Source organism: Wolbachia endosymbiont of Mansonella ozzardi (assembly GCF_020278625.1).
Taxonomy (GTDB): domain Bacteria; phylum Pseudomonadota; class Alphaproteobacteria; order Rickettsiales; family Anaplasmataceae; genus Wolbachia.
The window spans coordinates 1-17,081 of the sequence record NZ_JADAKK010000022.1 but is presented as its reverse complement, the minus strand read 5'-3'; the positions used below and the strand labels follow the sequence as shown (position 1 = coordinate 17,081).

The window sequence follows — 17,081 nt, the reverse complement described above, 5'->3', positions numbered from 1 at the left end:
TCTAGATCTTTATAGTGTGAAAAGAAATGGGCAATTTTACCTAGCAGGTTTTTAGGCAAATCAGAACAGTCTTTCACATCATCATAATAACTATCAACACCGGAAACAGGTACAGCTAATATCTTTTCATCTTCTCCTTTTTCATCCTTAGTAAGTAGAGCACCTATTGGACGTACCGACACTAAAACACCAGGTGCTAGGGGGAATTGAGTTAACACCAAAACATCCACGGGATCACCATCACCTGCACAGGTATTTGGCACAAATCCATAATTGCAAGGATAAGTCATTGAGGTAGATAAAAACCTGTCAACTTGCAGTAATCCAAGCTCTTTATTAAATTCATACTTTATAGGCTCAGCATTTGCACCTATTTCAATTATCACACTCACTGCATCTGCTGTCGCAATTATTTTACTCAAATCCATAAATTACCTCTTACTTTAAGAGTAAGTATTATACAACATACACTTCTTAGTTGCCACATTTATATAATTTCATCTTTATGAACAAAAACCTGCCTGAGAACCGGTTAAACCAACTTGGACAAATAAATAGCAGCTTTACAGCCCGTTTTTATGAATGAAGATAAGATATTGTAACCAAATGCACCTTCAGCGTTGTGCTCAATTGCAATATCTCTATGCTCTAACTCTTCATCGCGAAACTTACTTATAGTTTCTCTTAATTCTCCATCTTCTAAATGCGAAACTTGTTCTTTATAGTGCTCTCCAATCACTTCTTCGACTGCAGCAGTGCAAGCCATAGCAGCCTTTCTGCCCATAATGGTAGTTGCAACACCAAGTGACACTCCCAAAACGCGCCAAACTGGCAACAAAACAGTAGGACGAACTTTTTGCTCTTTAATCTTTTCATTAAAATAATGAAAATGCTTTTTTTCCTGTTCTTCCATTTCAGTTATTTCCTTGATTATAGAAGACTTTTTAAGAATAAATTTTTGACCAGAATAGATGCAAATAGCTCCATATTCTCCAGCATGGTTTACTCTAATTACTTGCTGCAAAAACTTACTACTGCTATGCCTTAAGTTATTTAGATTTCTTTCTCTCCCCACAATACATTTTACCTGACACGAACAGAGCTGCTACAAGATAGATTAAGTTCCACGTCGCTAGGGAAACGCCTAGAACATAATGGGGTCTGTTACAAGAAGGAGAGTAGTTAGGATTTAAGAGATTGTTTCTCAGCTCTTCTACGCTAACGTTACCGCTTACCTGTTCTGTACATCCTAAAACATCATAGAATAAGCGGAATTCAAGGCCTACATGATAAAAAGATATTGTTGCACCGATAAGATAACTGCAAAACATTGCATAGACTAAAATTTTGTTGTCTTTGATCATGTGTACTACTGCAAGCAACCCTGCAACATAGTAAACTATCTGCTCGTATACACATAACTTACATGGCAGCATATTGAAAAAATACTCTAGCACATATGCGAAAATTAGAGCAATGGCACTTGACAGCAGAAAGATTGTAGGAGTTCTGGAGTTATTACGCATGACCTTTAAGTTAGCTATTACTAAAGACTTTTTAAAGTATAAAACAGAGTACTCATTTTGCATAGGGGTTTTTATTCTTCTTCAAAAGCAATCTGACTGGTACACCTTCAGCAAAGAAGTTTTTTCTTAGGTCATTAACTAAATAGCGTATATAACTTTCATCAACATTCTTAGGCATGTTACATATTAAGGAAAAAGCCGGAGGTTTAGTGCCGATTTGAGCAATATACTTCATTTTAATTGCTCTGCCTTTGACAAGCGGGTGGGTGTGCCTATTCAGAGCATCAATTAGCCAGTTATTTAACTTTGCAGTGCTAATTTTCCTACTTAAGAATTCGTTTACTTCAAGACACTTGTCTATTACATCACTGCAGCGCATGGCTTTTAACGCAGAAATCGTTATAGTTGGTACTTCCAAAAATAACCGGGCTACTTCCTGTTGTTTTACAAATTTTATCAACTTGCTCCTATCATCTTTATTTATTAAGTCCCACTTATTTAAGACAATGATAATTCCCTTTCCTCCTTTGATCGCAGCTTCACCGATTGATAAATCCTGTTGCTTAATACCCACAAAAGAGTCTAACATTAAAACTATTACGTGAGAGCGTTTTATTGATTCCATGCTCTTCTCAACAAATCTTGATTCTAAGTCATCTGTGACATTCGCCTTTCTACGGATTCCGGCAGTGTCAATCAGAGTAATTAGCTTTCCACCATGATCGTATGTAATATCCACGGAGTCACGTGTGGTACCTGGTTCTGAACTTGTTATTAGCCTATTCTCTGCAAGTAAGCTATTTAAAAAAGTTGACTTCCCAACATTTGGGCGGCCGATGATTGCAATCTTCAGCTTAGTAAACTCATTAGCTTGATCCGAAGTCGTTCCGGTGCGTGACACTGGAATCTGCTTATTTTTTTCTGGATCTAAGTAGTCAGCTGCTTGGATGGCAGGCAAGGATTTTGGAATAACATAGGATGAATCTATAAAAGACTCAATAACCCCAGCCAATGTATCGTAGAGATCAACCATGCCAAGGTTGTGTTCAGCCGAGATGTACACCGGGCCTATGAAATCAAAAAACTGCAGGTAATCAACATTTCCTGACTTATGACTTTCGCATTTATTTGCTACGAGTATTACAGGTTTATTTGTCTTCCTCTTTAGCCACTTTGCAAATTCTTTGTTCTGCTCATTTTGCGCTTTTGCATCAACAAGAAAGAAAATTACGTCCGCACTCAATAAAGAAAACTCTATTTGTTCAATAACTTGTAGTGAAAAATTAGTTTGGTCGTTCCATCCTCCTGTATCAATAATTCTAAATTCCAAATCACTAATTCTTCCAACTCCCTCACGTCTATCCCTCGTTACCCCTGGGATGTTACTAACTACTGCTGCTTTTCTTCCCACTAACCTATTAAATAGGGTTGATTTGCCAGCATTTGGCAGGCCTACTATAGCAGTTTTTAGCATAGTTTAAGCGTATGTTCTATAGAAGTAAATTATAATCAAAATTTTTCAATTTAACTATTGACTTTATAGATTACATCAATACCCTAAAATGAAGATATTCTATCTTGGTTTTATTATGTAAGATATATGGGAATGGTTATACAATAGAACACATTACAACAGTCAATACAAAAAAATTAAAACAACTAGGATATCCATATAAGATAGAGTACTTGCAATCGAATACGACAGTTTATGAATATATGGAAAAGAACATTTCAAGTACATTGCGTCAAATATATAATGTTCTTATTTCATATGATGAATTGGAAAACTCACCTAATGATGAAGCCATAGAAAATTTAGCAAAGAGATTTCGAAAATCTATAGAAAATATAAAAAACAACAGAGTCATGTTTGGTATTCAGTATCATATTGATGTATTCAAAGTAAGGAGAAAAGTTATCAATACAACACATAGAGTATTCGATGAAGGTCCTATGCCACCTTATGGAGTACGATACAAACATTACTGAGGTTGGAAGAAGTAAACTACATCTCTCTTTGGTTGGAAATGTCTGATCTCGTTTCAAAGGGTAGTTATGTAAGCAAAGAAATGTTGAAATTATTGCCAGAAGATATAACGAAAAAACATGAAGATTACTTGTCAAGTCTAAAGCGAATTGTTTGTGACAGTATTGAAAATGATAAAAAAGAAGGAATCATAGTAGAAAGGGATAATGGGTTTTTTGTGTAAAGTGTCCAAAGGAAAGTGTTATAACTCCTGCGAAATTTTTGAGTGATCCAGAATTCGAAAATTTAGATGGAGCATTAAAAATTGGGAAAGGAGATGATATAATCTGAACACAAAATGGGCAATATTGTGATATGAAGAGCGTACTTCAGATGGCTTTTGAAGTAGGTGATAGTGAAAAATTTGAAATAACTTTGTCCTCTTAAAGCCCTTCAGGCTTTGGTAAAACAACGATATATATGAATGATAAAAGTTGTGAAATCTTTTCAAAATACCTTGAAGAACTAAAGAAAAAAACACGTATAAGTAAGTTGTTGAAGCTGCCGAAAATTTCGTGCAAAAAAACAAGACTGTTTCACCTCCTTTTTCTTCTGTAGACGATACTAACACATCCGATAATTTTGAGAACATTGGTCAGAGCTCTAACCAGCACGTTGGGCATTGGTAACTGCCCATACACATACACCGTTGCATGTAGCAATGGTATATGGTAATAACGAGTCAACCAAAATTCTAATGCTAAATCACAACTCCTTGTATAACCTAAACTAAGCAGAAAAAAGGCGAAGATTGTTAGGGTGTTATACAAGTAGCTAACATTAGTTTCTTTATGGCGGTGTCATGAAAGCAGCCATTTCCTGTCATCACAGCGTTACACGCTGTGATGATACCGTTGTGCCTTGTAAAAAGCATCTAATCCTTAATCTGTGATATGGCAACTAGTCCAATCAACGCACAGAAAATCATGTAAAAGCTTGCTGAAGTTTCTTGTCCTGTAATTTTAATGATTGTTGTGCATATAAATGGTGCAAGACCGCCAAAAAATCCAGCAGCTATATTTCTTGATAAACTAAATCCGCTATACCGCACCTTTGTTGGAAATAATTCGCACATAAGTGCATTGACAGGACCAAGTGATGCAGCTATTGGGATTATAAAAAGAACGTGTGCCGCTATGGTTAGCAAGTTATCACCACTTAGTATCATAAAAAAAACTGGATAACTTACTACTGTGAAAGTCATAAATGCAAATTTCATGACTTTTTCTCTTCCTATCTTATCAGAAAGTATTGCAAAAAATATAGCCAATCCTCCGAGCACAATTTGACTCAGTATTTCCACCATGTGGTTAAAATGAGCATTTATTGTTAATGTAAGCACATTGAAAAATATTAAATATATATAAAGAGATGAATTTTCGACTATATCAACCCCTATCAATATCAGAAAAGGTTTTTTGTAGCTATTTAACAACTCTTTTAACGGCAGTTGAGGTGGATTTTTCTGCTTTTTGTACTCTGGGCTCTCATCAAGTATATATCTTGTATATATACTGATTAACCCCATCACTAAACTGAAAACAAAAGGTAATCTCCATCCCCAAGATTCGAAATCGGATACTTTTTTGCACATGAGTGCCGCTATAAAACTTAATATTGAACCAAGAATTGCACTGAATACCTCGATACTGCCAAAGAATCCTTTCTTGTCCTTAGGAGCATGCTCTATTAAAAACGGAGCATTTCCTGCTTCTCCTCCAAGGGATATACCTTGCAATAACCTTAAACATATCACCAGTATTGATGCGAGTATTCCAATGTTTTGGTATCCCGGAACAAAGGCAATTAATACAGTTGATAGAGTCATTAATACAATGGAGAGCAATAGAGCAACCCTTCTTCCATATTTATCACCAATATGGCCAAACATAGCAGCACCGATTGGTCTCATCAAGAAGCCCACTGCAAACACCCCAAAAGCCTTCAGTACACTAACCAATTGATCATCTGATGGAAAAAACACACTGCCGATTATACTGATTAGGCGACCAAAAAGCATGTGATCGTACCACAGTAAAGTGTTACAGATTAAGCTTGAAAATATCACTTTTGTTATTTGTTGCATAAAATCTTCTGTAGTTTACTTGATATAATAGTAATATTCCTTACTTTTTCAAATATAATGGAAAAATGTGAGCATTATGTAAATATTATATTAATAACGGTATCTCATTAAATCTTAATATTTTTATATCATTGACTATATCAAGTATTTTTATATCATATATTTCACCATGTTTTAGTGAGGAAGCTATTTTTATTTGTATACACAAAGCTTTTTAATAGAACGCTATGACACATATTCCAGTTTTGTTAAAAGAGATGCTATCACAACTTTCACCACAAAATGGTGGTGTATATGTGGATGCTACGTTTGGAGCTGGGGGATATAGCGAAGCGATATTGGAATTAGCTGACTGCAAAGTGTATGCAATTGATAGAGATGAAACGGTTGTTAAATTTTATGACAGTTTAAATATCAAGTATCCCGGCAAAATAAAGCTATTTATTGAAAAATTTAGCAATATTAAAAATATCTTAGATAGTTTTGAACACCTTGTAGAGTCCTCTGTCATCTCACGATCTTCTTCAGTTATTCCGGTTGGAGTCCAGAAAAAAAATGTATGGTCAAGCACTGGAGTAACACTAGACAGATCTAGAATGACACCGGGTAGATCTATTAATGCTGCGGATGGAGTTATATTTGACGTTGGAGTATCGTCTATGCAGCTTGATGAAGGAAATAGAGGATTTTCATTTTTACACGATGGTCCGCTCAATATGCGTATGGATGGCTCTTCTCAAATCAACGCTTCAACGTTCGTTAACGCTCTACGCGAAGAAGAAATTGCAAACACTATATTCAACTACGGAGGAGAACGTTATTCTCGAAAAATTGCAAGGGCAATAGTAAACACGCGAAGAAAAAGACCTATTAAAACTACATTTGAACTCGCGGATATTGTACGTTCTGTGGTATTTCGTGGAAAAAGCAAAATTGATCCTGCAACTAAGACATTTCAGGCAATCAGAATATGGGTAAACGATGAGCTTGGAGAACTTGAAAAGGGCATTAAAGCTGCATCTGAAATTTTAAATGAAAATGGCAAACTAATTGTCGTCACCTTCCATTCTTTGGAAGACCGTATAGTCAAAACTTTTTTTAAAAATCTATGTGAGCAAAGATCTACCGATTGTAAAGTCTTTTCTCTTCTGAATAAAAAAGTGATAAGAGCAAGTGCAGAAGAAATAAATGCAAATCCACGTGCACGCTCAGCAAAACTAAGAGCTATACAGAGGTTATCATGAGAATTCTCTGTATTATCTCGATAGTTACGTTTTTTTTCAGTATTATAGGAATATTTAAAGTAAAACTACATGTTAAGTCATTAAATGAAGAACTAAAAAAATTAAAAATAGAAATTAGTTTAGCGCAAAAGTGATATAAAAGTTTTACAAGCAGAGTGGAGTTATTTAAGTAATCCAAAGAAACTCACAAACTCATGGATAGGCACCTGAAAAATAACTCTTTTTAGCCAGCCAGGTTAAAAACCTTAACTCCCTAAGTGGCTTCAGCACGCTAGCACAACTTGAAAATCAGGATTGATGATTAGTGGCAAAGCTACACTTAAATATAGAGTAAGTTTTCCAGCATAGCCTTAGCTTTTTTATACATTCTATTTCTTTCTCTATGTTTAATTATAGGCTTAAAAGTAAATGGTAATCCTAGAATTGTTAAGTTTGAAGCCAGGGTTAAAAATATGCAAGAAGCTTTGTATTTATTGTGCAGCTCTTTCAGGTAAAATGTTAAAAACCTACAAAATTTCTTGTAGTTTTCGTTGATATCTACTCTGCCATTAGCTTTATTGATAAACATGTCTATTGAAGTGTAACCGTCTTTACACTTAGTGCTAAGGTCTGATCCTTTATCTATTAACAGCTGGGCTATATCAAAACAATCCCTCTGGACAGCAAGATTCAGAGGTGTATAACTCTGTTGCTCACAGGTATTCATATTGACTTTAACTTCCCAGTAACATTTTCACAATCTTTATATGACCTTTTTTAACTGCTAGCAGCAAAGGGATTCTGTTACATTTGGTGGCAGCATTCACATCTACCTTAAGCTCTAATAAGAGCCTAACTGCTTTAGTATTACCATTATAGCTAGCTTTATGTAACCGGACATTATCATTGAAATCTTGGTCATTTGCATCTATTCCCTTTGAAACAAGAAATGTTACCATTTTCCTATTGTTATGCTCAACAGCGCAATCCAATACATCAAAACCATGGTTGTTTTTTGTACAGATAAATTCTTTAAAGTTAGCTTTTGCTTGCTGTCTTTTTACAATAAGCTTCACTATTTGCATTTTATTGTTATATGCCGCTAGAAAGAGCGTACTATTATTCTCCGCGTCTTTGCTTCTATATTCGCCCCTTTTTTATCAGATATTCTATAATTTCTGCTCTACCCTAATAATGTGCGGTACATTGATAAGTGGCTAGAAATAAAGGAGTGTGTGAATTATTATCTTCGCATTCAAGATTGTCTCACTATCAAACTAAAGTTTGGACGCTTTTTTTGGAACCGTATAGTAAAGCTATGTGAAGAAGAGTGTAGCATTCTTTAACATCTCTTTCATTAATTTTTACACCTTTTGCGATCAAAAAACCTATTAATTCCGTATCATCTTGTAGCGCAGCAAGGTGCATCTGAGTAAATCCATTTTTATCTTTGGAATTAATTGTCAGCTGGTTAACAAGAAGTTTAGCAATTTTCTTGTGTCCATGCATAACAGCGTAATGCAGTGGATTTCTATTTTCGCTGTCTACAACATTAAAATCTGCCGCGTGCTCTAGCAATGACTTTGCTCTAGCTGCAGCGCCTTCTTTTGTAAATTTATGCAAAAGAGTGATTTCATTTGCATCTTTTGAGTTAATATCAAATCCACTTTCTACTAATTGGTTTATGTCTTTCTCATGCACAATACCGCCTAAACTTCTAGTAAAACCCTTTTCGCATCAATAATGCTCCCACTTAATTAAGTTCGAGTGAATCTGTAAAAGACATACTGATTGTTTATGCGGAAGGTGGTGGTTTTTTATGCGTCAAGAAGTGCGTAAGGAACAGTCTGTGAAACAAGTAATAACAGCCTGGAACAGACCATTATGCTGCGCAAGGTGTAAAGCTAATGGAATGACACCACTTGTTGTAAAAACAAATGTTCGTTCATAAATTGCAACTAGCTATAAGCACTAAGAAATTTACTAAATAAAAAAAGCAAAAGAAGCCCCGATTGGTGGCTAATTATTTATATATACTTCAAATATCGGCGTTTTTATTTTCAATGCTGCGATTCAGCTACTTTTAAATGTAAATGACTAAAACCGTAAACGTTAGGAATTTTACTGAGCGAAAAAAAGGCAAAAAAAAAACTAAGGCAGCTAGTGTTCAAATTCTCACTTATCTATTTGACGTTCTATACTATCTTAAACGACTTATAAGCACGTTTCAGCTTTTATTAGGTGAAAACTAGAAGTTTTATAAAAACATGAGGTACACATAGTACAAAATTTAAACATGAGACACCAAATACCTAAGTTTTTTGTTGTTAACCTGCACAGATCGCAAAGATAAATAGCTTTAGCATTATGGTACTAGGATTGGCGAAGGTTGTCAGTTAGTTTTTTCGCTTCTATTAAATACAACGCACTGCCAAAAACTATGCAGGAACGAACTATTTTAATTTCTCCATAAACTTCAAATTTAATGCACTAAAATATATGATTATTCCCAGCAAAACCATAGGTACTGAAAGCAACTGCCCCATAGTCAAATCAAGCCATAAATAGCCAACTTGGTAGTCTGGTTCGCGGAAAAACTCAACTATAAAACGCACTATTCCATACCACATAATTGCAGTGCCAGTTAGTGCACCACGGTATAGCCTTATTCTAGTCAAGAAAAACGGTGAATTTATAGCTGCAAAAAATAGCAGCCCTTCGAAAAATGCCTCATAAAGCTGACTTGGATGGCGTAACAAATTATCACCACTTTCTGGAAATTCCATGCCCCATGGCACAGTTGTAACTCTACCAAATAGCTCTCCGTTTATAAAATTGCCTATACGACCTAAAAATAAGCCCATTGGAACTCCACAAGAAATTAGATCCAGTGTGTAAAATATAGGAATGTTATGCCTTTTGCACGAAATTATCACTGCACACAAAACTCCTATTGCGCCACCGTGAAATGACATTCCTCCTCCCCAGGTTTTCAGTATCTTGATAGGATTGCTTATATAAAAAACTGGATCATATATCAACACGTAGCCAAGTCTGCCTCCAAGGATGATACCTACAATAATGGCTGTTAACAATGAATCGTAAAAACTCTTGGTAAATATTTTTTGGTTGTCCAACTTGTGTAAATACCAATATGCAAAAACTATGCCTAAAACATATGCCAAAGAATACCAATGTATAGAGACAGGACCGATGCTAAAAATTACTGGATTTAAAGACATACCTTGCTACAAATCATTCTTAGACAATCTACTTTTCTCACGATCCCACTCTCTCTGTTTTATGGTTGCCCTCTTATCATAGAGTTTTTTTCCTTTTGCAATGGCAATTTTAGTTTTTGCCAATCCTTTGTTATTGAAATAAATTGAAAGTGGTACAACAGTTATTCCAGCAGTTTTAATTTGGCCAATTAGTTTATTTATTTCTTTTTTATGCAGAAGTAATTTACGTTCCCTTTTCGGCTTATGGTTTCTTCTGTTTGCAGCTTTATATTCTGCAATGTGCATATTGTACAGCCATATTTCACCGTTTTTTTCGATAATGTAAGCGTTAGAAATGTTTGCTTTTCTTTCCCTCAGCGATTTAACTTCACTACTTAATAGTACCATACCTGCTTCAAATTCTTCTAAGATAAAGTATTCAAACCTTGCTTTTCTATTTTCTGCAATAACTTCCATACTTAAAGGCACCCTTGAGTTTTAATATACTACAGGATTTTTAGCTCTTGCAGCAATGTTAAAAAATAATGTTCTAAAGTTCCCACATTCAAAGGCAAATGCTTTTGGATAGGGATGTATCCGAATTCTTTTCCAAAGATAGTTGATAAAAAAAAGATATTGAAGTTATGGGGTAGAACAATTGAGGAAATTCCATGGATTGGTGCCTTAGTTGGCATTCATGTGTTATTAACATAACTAGTTTATAAAAGCAGATGTTGTAAAAAGAAACATGCTATGGTAAGACTAGAGAGTTCTAAAAAGGGTATAACTTATGCATTAGTGGATGATAAAGGTGAGTTAACAGAGAAAGATAAAGGAAAGGTTCTTGGAAGAACCTGCCAAAGAAAACACTGTAAACAAAAGGTAGTTAGCAAAAGTAATGAAGCAAAACAAGCAGTCACGGCTGGTGGTGCTAGTACAGCGTTATTAGTAAGTAGTATTGCATCTTATCCTTTGAAGATGCACAATCATAGCGGTGGTTAGAGGAATTGTTGGGCTGGCATGCATGAGTTTCATATTGTATAATGTTTTAAAGCCTAGTACCAAACTTGAGAAAGTAAAAGATGTAGAGTGTTTCCAAAAGTCACCATAGGTTGACTTGTAAGCATGGGTATTACTCTTCTTTTTGTCACCTTCAAGCCTTTTCTTGGTTGAACATTCCTTCGCTAATCTCTTTTATTTTTAGTATCAACGACTCCGGTATATACACATCAACTATATCTTCTACTGTTGAAAATAAAGCCTGGTAAGAATGCGAATTTATTATCCAATTAGGCAATATGTCTCCAGCCTCTACTTTAGACTGCTCCTCTTTTTTGTCATATGCAGTGTAGCAATATAAATGTACGGCAAAGAATAGTACATAAGAAAGCAATATTCCTCTGAGCACTCCGACAAGGATTCCAGTAACTCTATCGATTAACCCCAACCTTATGGGTGACAATATGTACATCAGCCAGTTGTTTACTATCATAAATATAAGGTTGAGTATAATAAATATAGAAATTGTAGAAAGTATATTCTGCGTAGCTTTAGAACCAAAGTATTTGCTATAGTTTATAGCGAAGAAATCATAATGATTAGCTGTCAAAAAAACCGACAAAAACAAAAACATTAGCGCGCATAATTCTTTTATAAAGCCTCTAGTTACCGAGATTATTACGCATACAACAATAATGGAAATAATTAGACAATCGAAGAGCATACTACATGCTATATGATTTTCAAGATATAATAATTGCAAACAACGAAATTGTAAAATTAATTGTATCTATGCTGCATCAACTGATCTAAATACCTAGCTATCATGTCGATTTCTAAATTTAGATAATCATCTACTTTATTATACTGGAAAGTTGTGTTTTGCCATGTGTAGGAAATAATATTAACAACAAATTCTTGGCTGGTAACTGAATTTACTGTGAGAGAAACTCCATCTAGCGTTACAGATCCCTTTTTTGCAACAAATTTAATTAACTCTTGTGAGCACGACAGCTTGATTTCATGAGAATCTAAACTTTGGTTGATTGCAAGAATTTGTGCTGTCTTGTCAACGTGACCCTGGACTAGATGGCCATCAATCCTATCACTCAGTTTCATTGCTTGTTCCAGGTTTATTTTCTTTCCTACTTTCCAATTATTTAGGTTAGTGACCTTCATGGTTTCTTGAGACACTTGAACTGTAAATACATCGTTAATTATGTCAACGACAGTTAAACACACACCAGAGCAAGCTATTGAATCTCCTTTACCTATGAAAGATAAATTTTGTGCTTTGATATGGAAGATTTGATCGGAGTTAGAGCAACTCTTGGTATCAATTAAAGTTCCAATATCTGTAATAATTCCTTTAAACACACAGTAAAATAAATGATTTTATCACAAAAAATCTTTTAAAATAGCTATCCATTAAGTGAAAACAAGAGGCTTGTTTTTACCTACCTGTTCAATAGATTCTACCGAATATTTAGAATATATAAAATAAGCTAAACTCAGAAAACATAATGTGGCTAGTATTGGCAACCATATGTTCAATGCCAACTCAACGCTCTCTCTTTTTTCTGGGGGTACTAATCCCTTTAAAATTGACACTTTTCCTAGCGGCAAATGCTACAGGCAGAGTGCTGATATAGAGGATGCTATCAACAATAGACAAAAGTAAGTCTCTTTCGAAGAAAATACGATTTTTAACAGCGGCTTGAAAGCAATTTTAGTAGTTGGTGGAGTTGTACTTGTTACTTGTGAGGGGCTTGTGGTTTTATTTGGTAAAAATTTTCACTTTCATGAGAAACGTTTTCAGGCTGTGGAGAAGGCTGTTGCATGGGAATACCTGAAACTAATTTGAGTAATTGCTCTTTTTTTTCTATACACTTACCTTATGTAAATATTCTTTACCTAAAAGTGAGTTATTAGAAGGTTGTGGCTTTTCAAGTATCTTGTAATACCTCTAAATACTTCACCTGGCTCTCATATTTTATGTAATTGCTTATCTTGAAAATAAACAATATTGAACACTGAGTTGAAAATATTGCGAAATGTTTCTAGATCCTGGTTTTTGTATCCATTTATCACTTTAACAAATATTTTATCGAGTTTTTCCCCTTGTGCTCAGCTTGATTATCTGTCACAGCTACTCTGGCATCATTTTGTGCTGTTTTACGGCTAATCGTTTTTCTTCTTCTGATAATGCTTTAGTTTGCTTTTTTGATTTCTTTCTTCTATTATCCTTAAAACAATCTATATACGACTTGGTTTGACTTATATCGGAAAGCTTTGCGGTTTTATCTGTTTCTCTTTCGCCTTTTTGTATTACCTAGTTTCGTTTTTGTCTCTTTAGGTGATTGGTAAGCTAAAGTTCTCTGTTTTCGTGACAGTTTTGGAAGCTGTCGAAAGAAAAGGGAATTCTATTAATCAAAAGATCGGGTAGGCGAAAAAAGACTGAAGCCAAGAAACATTTTCACGTATTGCAGCGACAACTATTGGTGAATGTGTAATTTGCTTTCTGTTACTTACTACATCGTGGCCAAAAGAATCTTTAATCGACGCAACTTGTTTATCTTATATGTTCTCTTCTTGAACTATATTCCGTTCTTTTCCGCTTTTAGTTTTTTCTGCTTGTAGCGTATTCTGGCTTTTCATTTAGGAATAACTTAATCTTGTGCAAATTACCTAGGTCAATGTTTTTGATATTTGTTTGCAGTTTAATTGTGATTCCTTTCAGGAGGACTTGAAGAGGAGCACTACTTATAAATTCTTCTACAGTTTGAAATTATTAACTTCGCTAGTGCTTCTCGAGCGAATGGTGCTGACCTCTACCGATTCATTAGAAAATGCTTCACTTATCCCTTAGACCTCTTCTTAAAGAACCTGAGTAAATCCTCTATTTTATACTCCTTCTCAGTTCCAGTGTTATCGTTGTGCATATCCTCTTTTATTTAATTTCTTAAATAAATTAAATAAAAAGTATAATTAATCAATAAATTAATAATTAAGATAGGACAATCTTTCAGGTTGTTGATGATATTGAAGATTTTACTATAATAAAAGTTTAAGCTAGCGTTTTTAAGATGAATAAAGATCTATTGAATGAAATACCTTTGCTTGAGGATAAAGCAGTTTCTGAAATTGAGGGTGCTTCTTCTTTGCAAGATTTGGAAAAAGTCAGGCTATCATATTTGGGAAGGAAGGGTATGATTAAAATTTATTTTGATAACTTAAAAAAGATAGAAGACGCAGAAAAAAAACGTGACTTGAGTGCAGTTATTAACGTTTTACGCAATAAGCTGGACCAGCTTATAACAAACAGGGAAACCATATTAAAAACCGAAGAAATCAACTTTAAATTACAAAACGAGGCTATTGATATCACGTTGCCCGTTAGGCCAGAAAAAATTGGCAGGATTCATCCGTTAAGTAAAGTTATAAGTGAGGTAAAACTCATTTTTGCACATATGGGTTTCAAAGCAGTCGATAGTCCTGACATTGAAGATGAGTTTCATGTGTTTGATGCGCTAAATACCCCAAATCATCATCCTGCACGGGAGGAGCAAGATACCTTCTACTTAAAGAATAAAATAAACGACAAAAGAATGGTGTTGCGCACTCATACTTCATCTGTGCAGATTAGAACCATGGAAAAGGCAAAAACTTTCCCAATTAAAATAGTGACTGCAGGTAGGGTATACAGAAATGATTTTGATGCAACTCACACTCCTATGTTTCATCAGATAGAGGGGTTATATGTCAATGAGAATATTAATATGGGTCAGTTAAAATTTACCATTCACCATTTCCTCAATAAGTTTTTTGGAGATGATGGATTAAAGATACGTTTTCGTAATAGTTTTTTCCCTTTTACTGAGCCTTCTGCAGAAGTGGATATAAGTTATGAGGGTGGTAAATGGATAGAAGTACTTGGATGCGGTATGGTACATCCAAATGTCTTTCAAAATGTTGGAATAGACCATACCAAATACAATGGCTTTGCGTTTGGCATTGGCATAGAAAGACTTGCAATGCTGAAATATCAAATTGGTGACCTAAGGGACTTTTATGATAACAAGGTCAGTTGGCTCAACCACTATGGCTTTCACTTTTCATCTTTAAGATAAGTGACAAATAAAGCTTACACATTTATTATACTTGCTGCCGGGCATGGCAAACGAATGAATTCGGACTTACCCAAAGTCCTGCATAAAATAGGCAATTTCTCTATGCTCGAGCATATCATTTACAATGCAAAACAGCTGAGCCCCGAAAATATAGCTGTTGTAGTCGATTTGCCTTTAATTGAACGGTTACAGTGCTTTGAGGATATACAATTAATTACACAAAAGTCAACACTTGGGACAGGAGATGCAGTTGAAACTGCAATAAGAAGCCTGACAAAACTGCCAGATTCAGGCATAGTTGTTGTACAGTATGGAGATACCCCACTCATAAAAAGCAGCACGATAACTAAAATGGTTAGCTCTTTAGAAGGCAAGGCACTAATTTGTCTAGGTTTTAGGGCAAGCAATAAAGAGTACGGTAGGTTAGTTATTGAGGATGGTTCCTTAAGAGAAATCGTAGAAGCACAAAATGGTGGAAATAATGATGAGGAATTCCTTGCTAATGCTGGGATAATGGTTGCATATGCAAAGAATTTACGTGAATTGGTGAGGAAAATAGAGTGTAATAAGTTGACACAAGAGTATTGTTTAACTGATATAGTCTCCATTGCCGCGAAGAGCAATTTAAATGTTGATTACGCTATTACTGACGAAGAAGAAGCAATTGGAATAAATAACAGAAATGACCTCGCAAAAGCTGAGTTTTACTTCCAAGAAAGTAAAAGAAGATTTTTTACCAACTCCGGGGTAACTCTCGTAGCTCCAGAGACTGTTTTCTTCTCTCTTGATACACAAATTGGTATGGATTCGATTGTTTACCCATACGTTTTTTTCGACTCTGGGGTAAAAGTAGGGTCTAATGCTAGAATCGGTCCGTTTGCCAAGTGTGAAGGCACAACAATTGGTGACAGTGCAATCGTGGGGAACTTTGTTGAAGTAAAAGCAAGTGATATAGGCATGAATACTAAAATAAAGCACTTAAGTTATATAGGAAATACTAAAATAGGGCCGGAAAGTAACATAGGTGCAGGTACTGTTGTGTGTAATTATGATGGAAAAAAGAAACACAAAACAAATATTGGAAGCAATTGCTTTGTTGGGGCCAATAGTTCATTGGTTGCGCCGCTTAATGTCCACGACGACTCTGTAATCGCAGCGGGTAGTGTTATAGTGGAAGATGTGCCAAAGGAAAGCCTTGCAATTGCAAGAAAAAGGCAAGTGATTAAGAAAATAAGATAGTCCTTGATTGCTGAAAAGTTTAGAAGTGGAATATTCATAAGATGTATGGTCCAAGAGTGTAATGGTATGGATTTAGTATAACAATTCTGGAGACTGTATAGCTTTGTTGCACAGCAACCGAAAGAAACCAGCGTTACTGACAAAACTCATTATAGGGTAGCTATTTAACTACCGAAGAAAAAATATGCCACAGAAAATGAAAGTCATTAACCCAAAAGAATATAATAAATTCCTCGAAAAAAGGGGAAATATTTTTTACCATATTTAATGAGGCTATCGAAAATTGTTATAATAATAGTCCAAAAATGCAAGGCGTCAACTATATTTATAGTGATAAAGTCGCGATTTTAGTGCATATAATCGCCAATCTTTTAGAATTGTATTGAGACAAACAGTAGGATTTATACAAGGATATTTGTAACAAATAGGAAAAAGATTTGGCAGTCATCAGCTATTCACAAGCTTCAAGGAGATTTAACAAACTTAATATCAAGATTAATGATTGCAGAGCTGATAAAAGCAACATAGGAGATATTGAAATTGCCATAGCAGAACAGCATTTATAACAACACTCCTACAGCTGTACGAACATTGTGCTATTAGGAGGATGTCATACCAGTGCTTGATACTG

Annotated in this window: 19 protein-coding genes and 1 pseudogene; 8 read left to right on the top strand and 12 right to left on the bottom strand. The window is 35.0% G+C overall.

Features of this window, described 5'->3' with window-relative positions; translation table 11 throughout:
- The 4 genes from IHO40_RS03015 to der all read right to left on the bottom strand — a co-directional run.
- On the bottom strand, positions 1-428 hold a 428-nt coding region (locus tag IHO40_RS03015), incomplete at its 3' end, for an inorganic diphosphatase (protein ID WP_225536698.1).
- A 104-nt stretch (positions 429-532) separates the two neighbouring features.
- Entirely contained in the window at positions 533-1,075 is a 543-nt protein-coding gene (locus IHO40_RS03010; protein WP_225536697.1) for a demethoxyubiquinone hydroxylase family protein, read from the bottom strand.
- Positions 1,050-1,526: a disulfide bond formation protein B gene (locus IHO40_RS03005; protein WP_225536699.1), complete on the bottom strand. Its 477-nt coding sequence runs from the start codon at positions 1,524-1,526 to the stop codon at positions 1,050-1,052. The genes IHO40_RS03010 and IHO40_RS03005 overlap by 26 nt, the downstream gene beginning before the upstream one ends.
- 52 nt (positions 1,527-1,578) lie before the next feature.
- Entirely contained in the window at positions 1,579-3,000 is a 1,422-nt protein-coding gene (der, locus tag IHO40_RS03000) for a ribosome biogenesis GTPase Der (RefSeq protein WP_225536696.1), read from the bottom strand.
- Between the two features lie 104 nt (positions 3,001-3,104).
- Here der and IHO40_RS02995 point away from each other — a divergent pair, with 104 nt between their 5' ends.
- A complete protein-coding gene (locus IHO40_RS02995) occupies positions 3,105-3,515 on the top strand; it encodes a hypothetical protein (RefSeq protein ID WP_225536695.1) in 411 nt (136 codons plus the stop codon).
- Between the two features lie 38 nt (positions 3,516-3,553).
- Positions 3,554-3,736 carry a hypothetical protein gene (locus tag IHO40_RS02990; RefSeq protein WP_225536694.1) on the top strand — a complete coding sequence of 61 codons (183 nt, stop codon included), beginning with the start codon at positions 3,554-3,556 and terminating at the stop codon, positions 3,734-3,736.
- A 690-nt stretch (positions 3,737-4,426) separates the two neighbouring features.
- Here the strand turns inward: IHO40_RS02990 and IHO40_RS02985 are convergent.
- Positions 4,427-5,638 carry an MFS transporter gene (locus IHO40_RS02985; protein ID WP_225536693.1) on the bottom strand — a complete coding sequence of 404 codons (1,212 nt, stop codon included), beginning with the start codon at positions 5,636-5,638 and terminating at the stop codon, positions 4,427-4,429.
- A 227-nt stretch (positions 5,639-5,865) separates the two neighbouring features.
- Here IHO40_RS02985 and rsmH point away from each other — a divergent pair, with 227 nt between their 5' ends.
- Positions 5,866-6,882, top strand: coding sequence for a 16S rRNA (cytosine(1402)-N(4))-methyltransferase RsmH (gene rsmH / locus IHO40_RS02980; RefSeq protein ID WP_225536692.1), 1,017 nt, complete (start codon positions 5,866-5,868; stop codon positions 6,880-6,882).
- Between the two features lie 319 nt (positions 6,883-7,201).
- Here the strand turns inward: rsmH and IHO40_RS02975 are convergent, their stop codons facing one another.
- From IHO40_RS02975 to smpB, 5 genes are all read right to left on the bottom strand, one after another.
- Positions 7,202-7,588, bottom strand: a complete 387-nt coding sequence (locus IHO40_RS02975; protein ID WP_225536691.1) for an ankyrin repeat domain-containing protein — start codon at positions 7,586-7,588, stop codon at positions 7,202-7,204.
- 7 nt (positions 7,589-7,595) lie between these two features.
- A complete protein-coding gene (locus IHO40_RS02970; RefSeq protein ID WP_225536690.1) occupies positions 7,596-7,946 on the bottom strand; it encodes an ankyrin repeat domain-containing protein in 351 nt (116 codons plus the stop codon).
- A 187-nt stretch (positions 7,947-8,133) separates the two neighbouring features.
- A complete protein-coding gene (locus IHO40_RS06040; protein WP_225536689.1) occupies positions 8,134-8,562 on the bottom strand; it encodes an ankyrin repeat domain-containing protein in 429 nt (142 codons plus the stop codon).
- A 752-nt stretch (positions 8,563-9,314) separates the two neighbouring features.
- Positions 9,315-10,103, bottom strand: a complete 789-nt coding sequence (lgt, locus tag IHO40_RS02960; protein WP_225536688.1) for a prolipoprotein diacylglyceryl transferase — start codon at positions 10,101-10,103, stop codon at positions 9,315-9,317.
- A 6-nt stretch (positions 10,104-10,109) separates the two neighbouring features.
- Positions 10,110-10,559, bottom strand: coding sequence for an SsrA-binding protein SmpB (gene smpB, locus IHO40_RS02955; protein ID WP_225536687.1), 450 nt, complete (start codon positions 10,557-10,559; stop codon positions 10,110-10,112).
- 276 nt (positions 10,560-10,835) lie between these two features.
- Between smpB and IHO40_RS02950 the strand changes: the two genes are divergently transcribed.
- The gene (locus IHO40_RS02950) at positions 10,836-11,084 is read left to right on the top strand and encodes a hypothetical protein (protein ID WP_225536686.1); all 249 of its coding nucleotides are present in this window, start codon (positions 10,836-10,838) and stop codon (positions 11,082-11,084) included.
- A 151-nt stretch (positions 11,085-11,235) separates the two neighbouring features.
- On the opposite strand, the gene IHO40_RS02945 is transcribed toward IHO40_RS02950, so the two are convergent.
- Both IHO40_RS02945 and IHO40_RS02940 read right to left on the bottom strand, forming a co-directional pair.
- Positions 11,236-11,805 (bottom strand): CvpA family protein, encoded by a 570-nt coding sequence (locus tag IHO40_RS02945; protein WP_225536685.1) that lies wholly within the window; start codon positions 11,803-11,805, stop codon positions 11,236-11,238.
- A 56-nt stretch (positions 11,806-11,861) separates the two neighbouring features.
- A complete protein-coding gene (locus tag IHO40_RS02940) occupies positions 11,862-12,458 on the bottom strand; it encodes a riboflavin synthase (RefSeq protein WP_225536684.1) in 597 nt (198 codons plus the stop codon).
- Positions 12,459-12,798: 340 nt separating this feature from the next.
- Between IHO40_RS02940 and IHO40_RS02935 the strand changes: the two genes are divergently transcribed.
- The 4 genes and pseudogenes from IHO40_RS02935 to IHO40_RS06255 all read left to right on the top strand — a co-directional run.
- A complete protein-coding gene (locus IHO40_RS02935; protein ID WP_225536683.1) occupies positions 12,799-12,945 on the top strand; it encodes a hypothetical protein in 147 nt (48 codons plus the stop codon).
- A 1,222-nt stretch (positions 12,946-14,167) separates the two neighbouring features.
- Complete coding sequence (pheS, locus tag IHO40_RS02930; RefSeq protein ID WP_225536682.1) at positions 14,168-15,211, top strand: phenylalanine--tRNA ligase subunit alpha; 1,044 nt, start codon at positions 14,168-14,170, stop codon at positions 15,209-15,211.
- Complete coding sequence (locus IHO40_RS06035) at positions 15,212-16,450, top strand: NTP transferase domain-containing protein (RefSeq protein WP_225536681.1); 1,239 nt, start codon at positions 15,212-15,214, stop codon at positions 16,448-16,450.
- Positions 16,451-16,634: 184 nt separating this feature from the next.
- A pseudogene (locus IHO40_RS06255) lies at positions 16,635-17,026 on the top strand (transposase); the annotation flags it as partial.
- Positions 17,027-17,081: the final 55 nt, after the last annotated feature.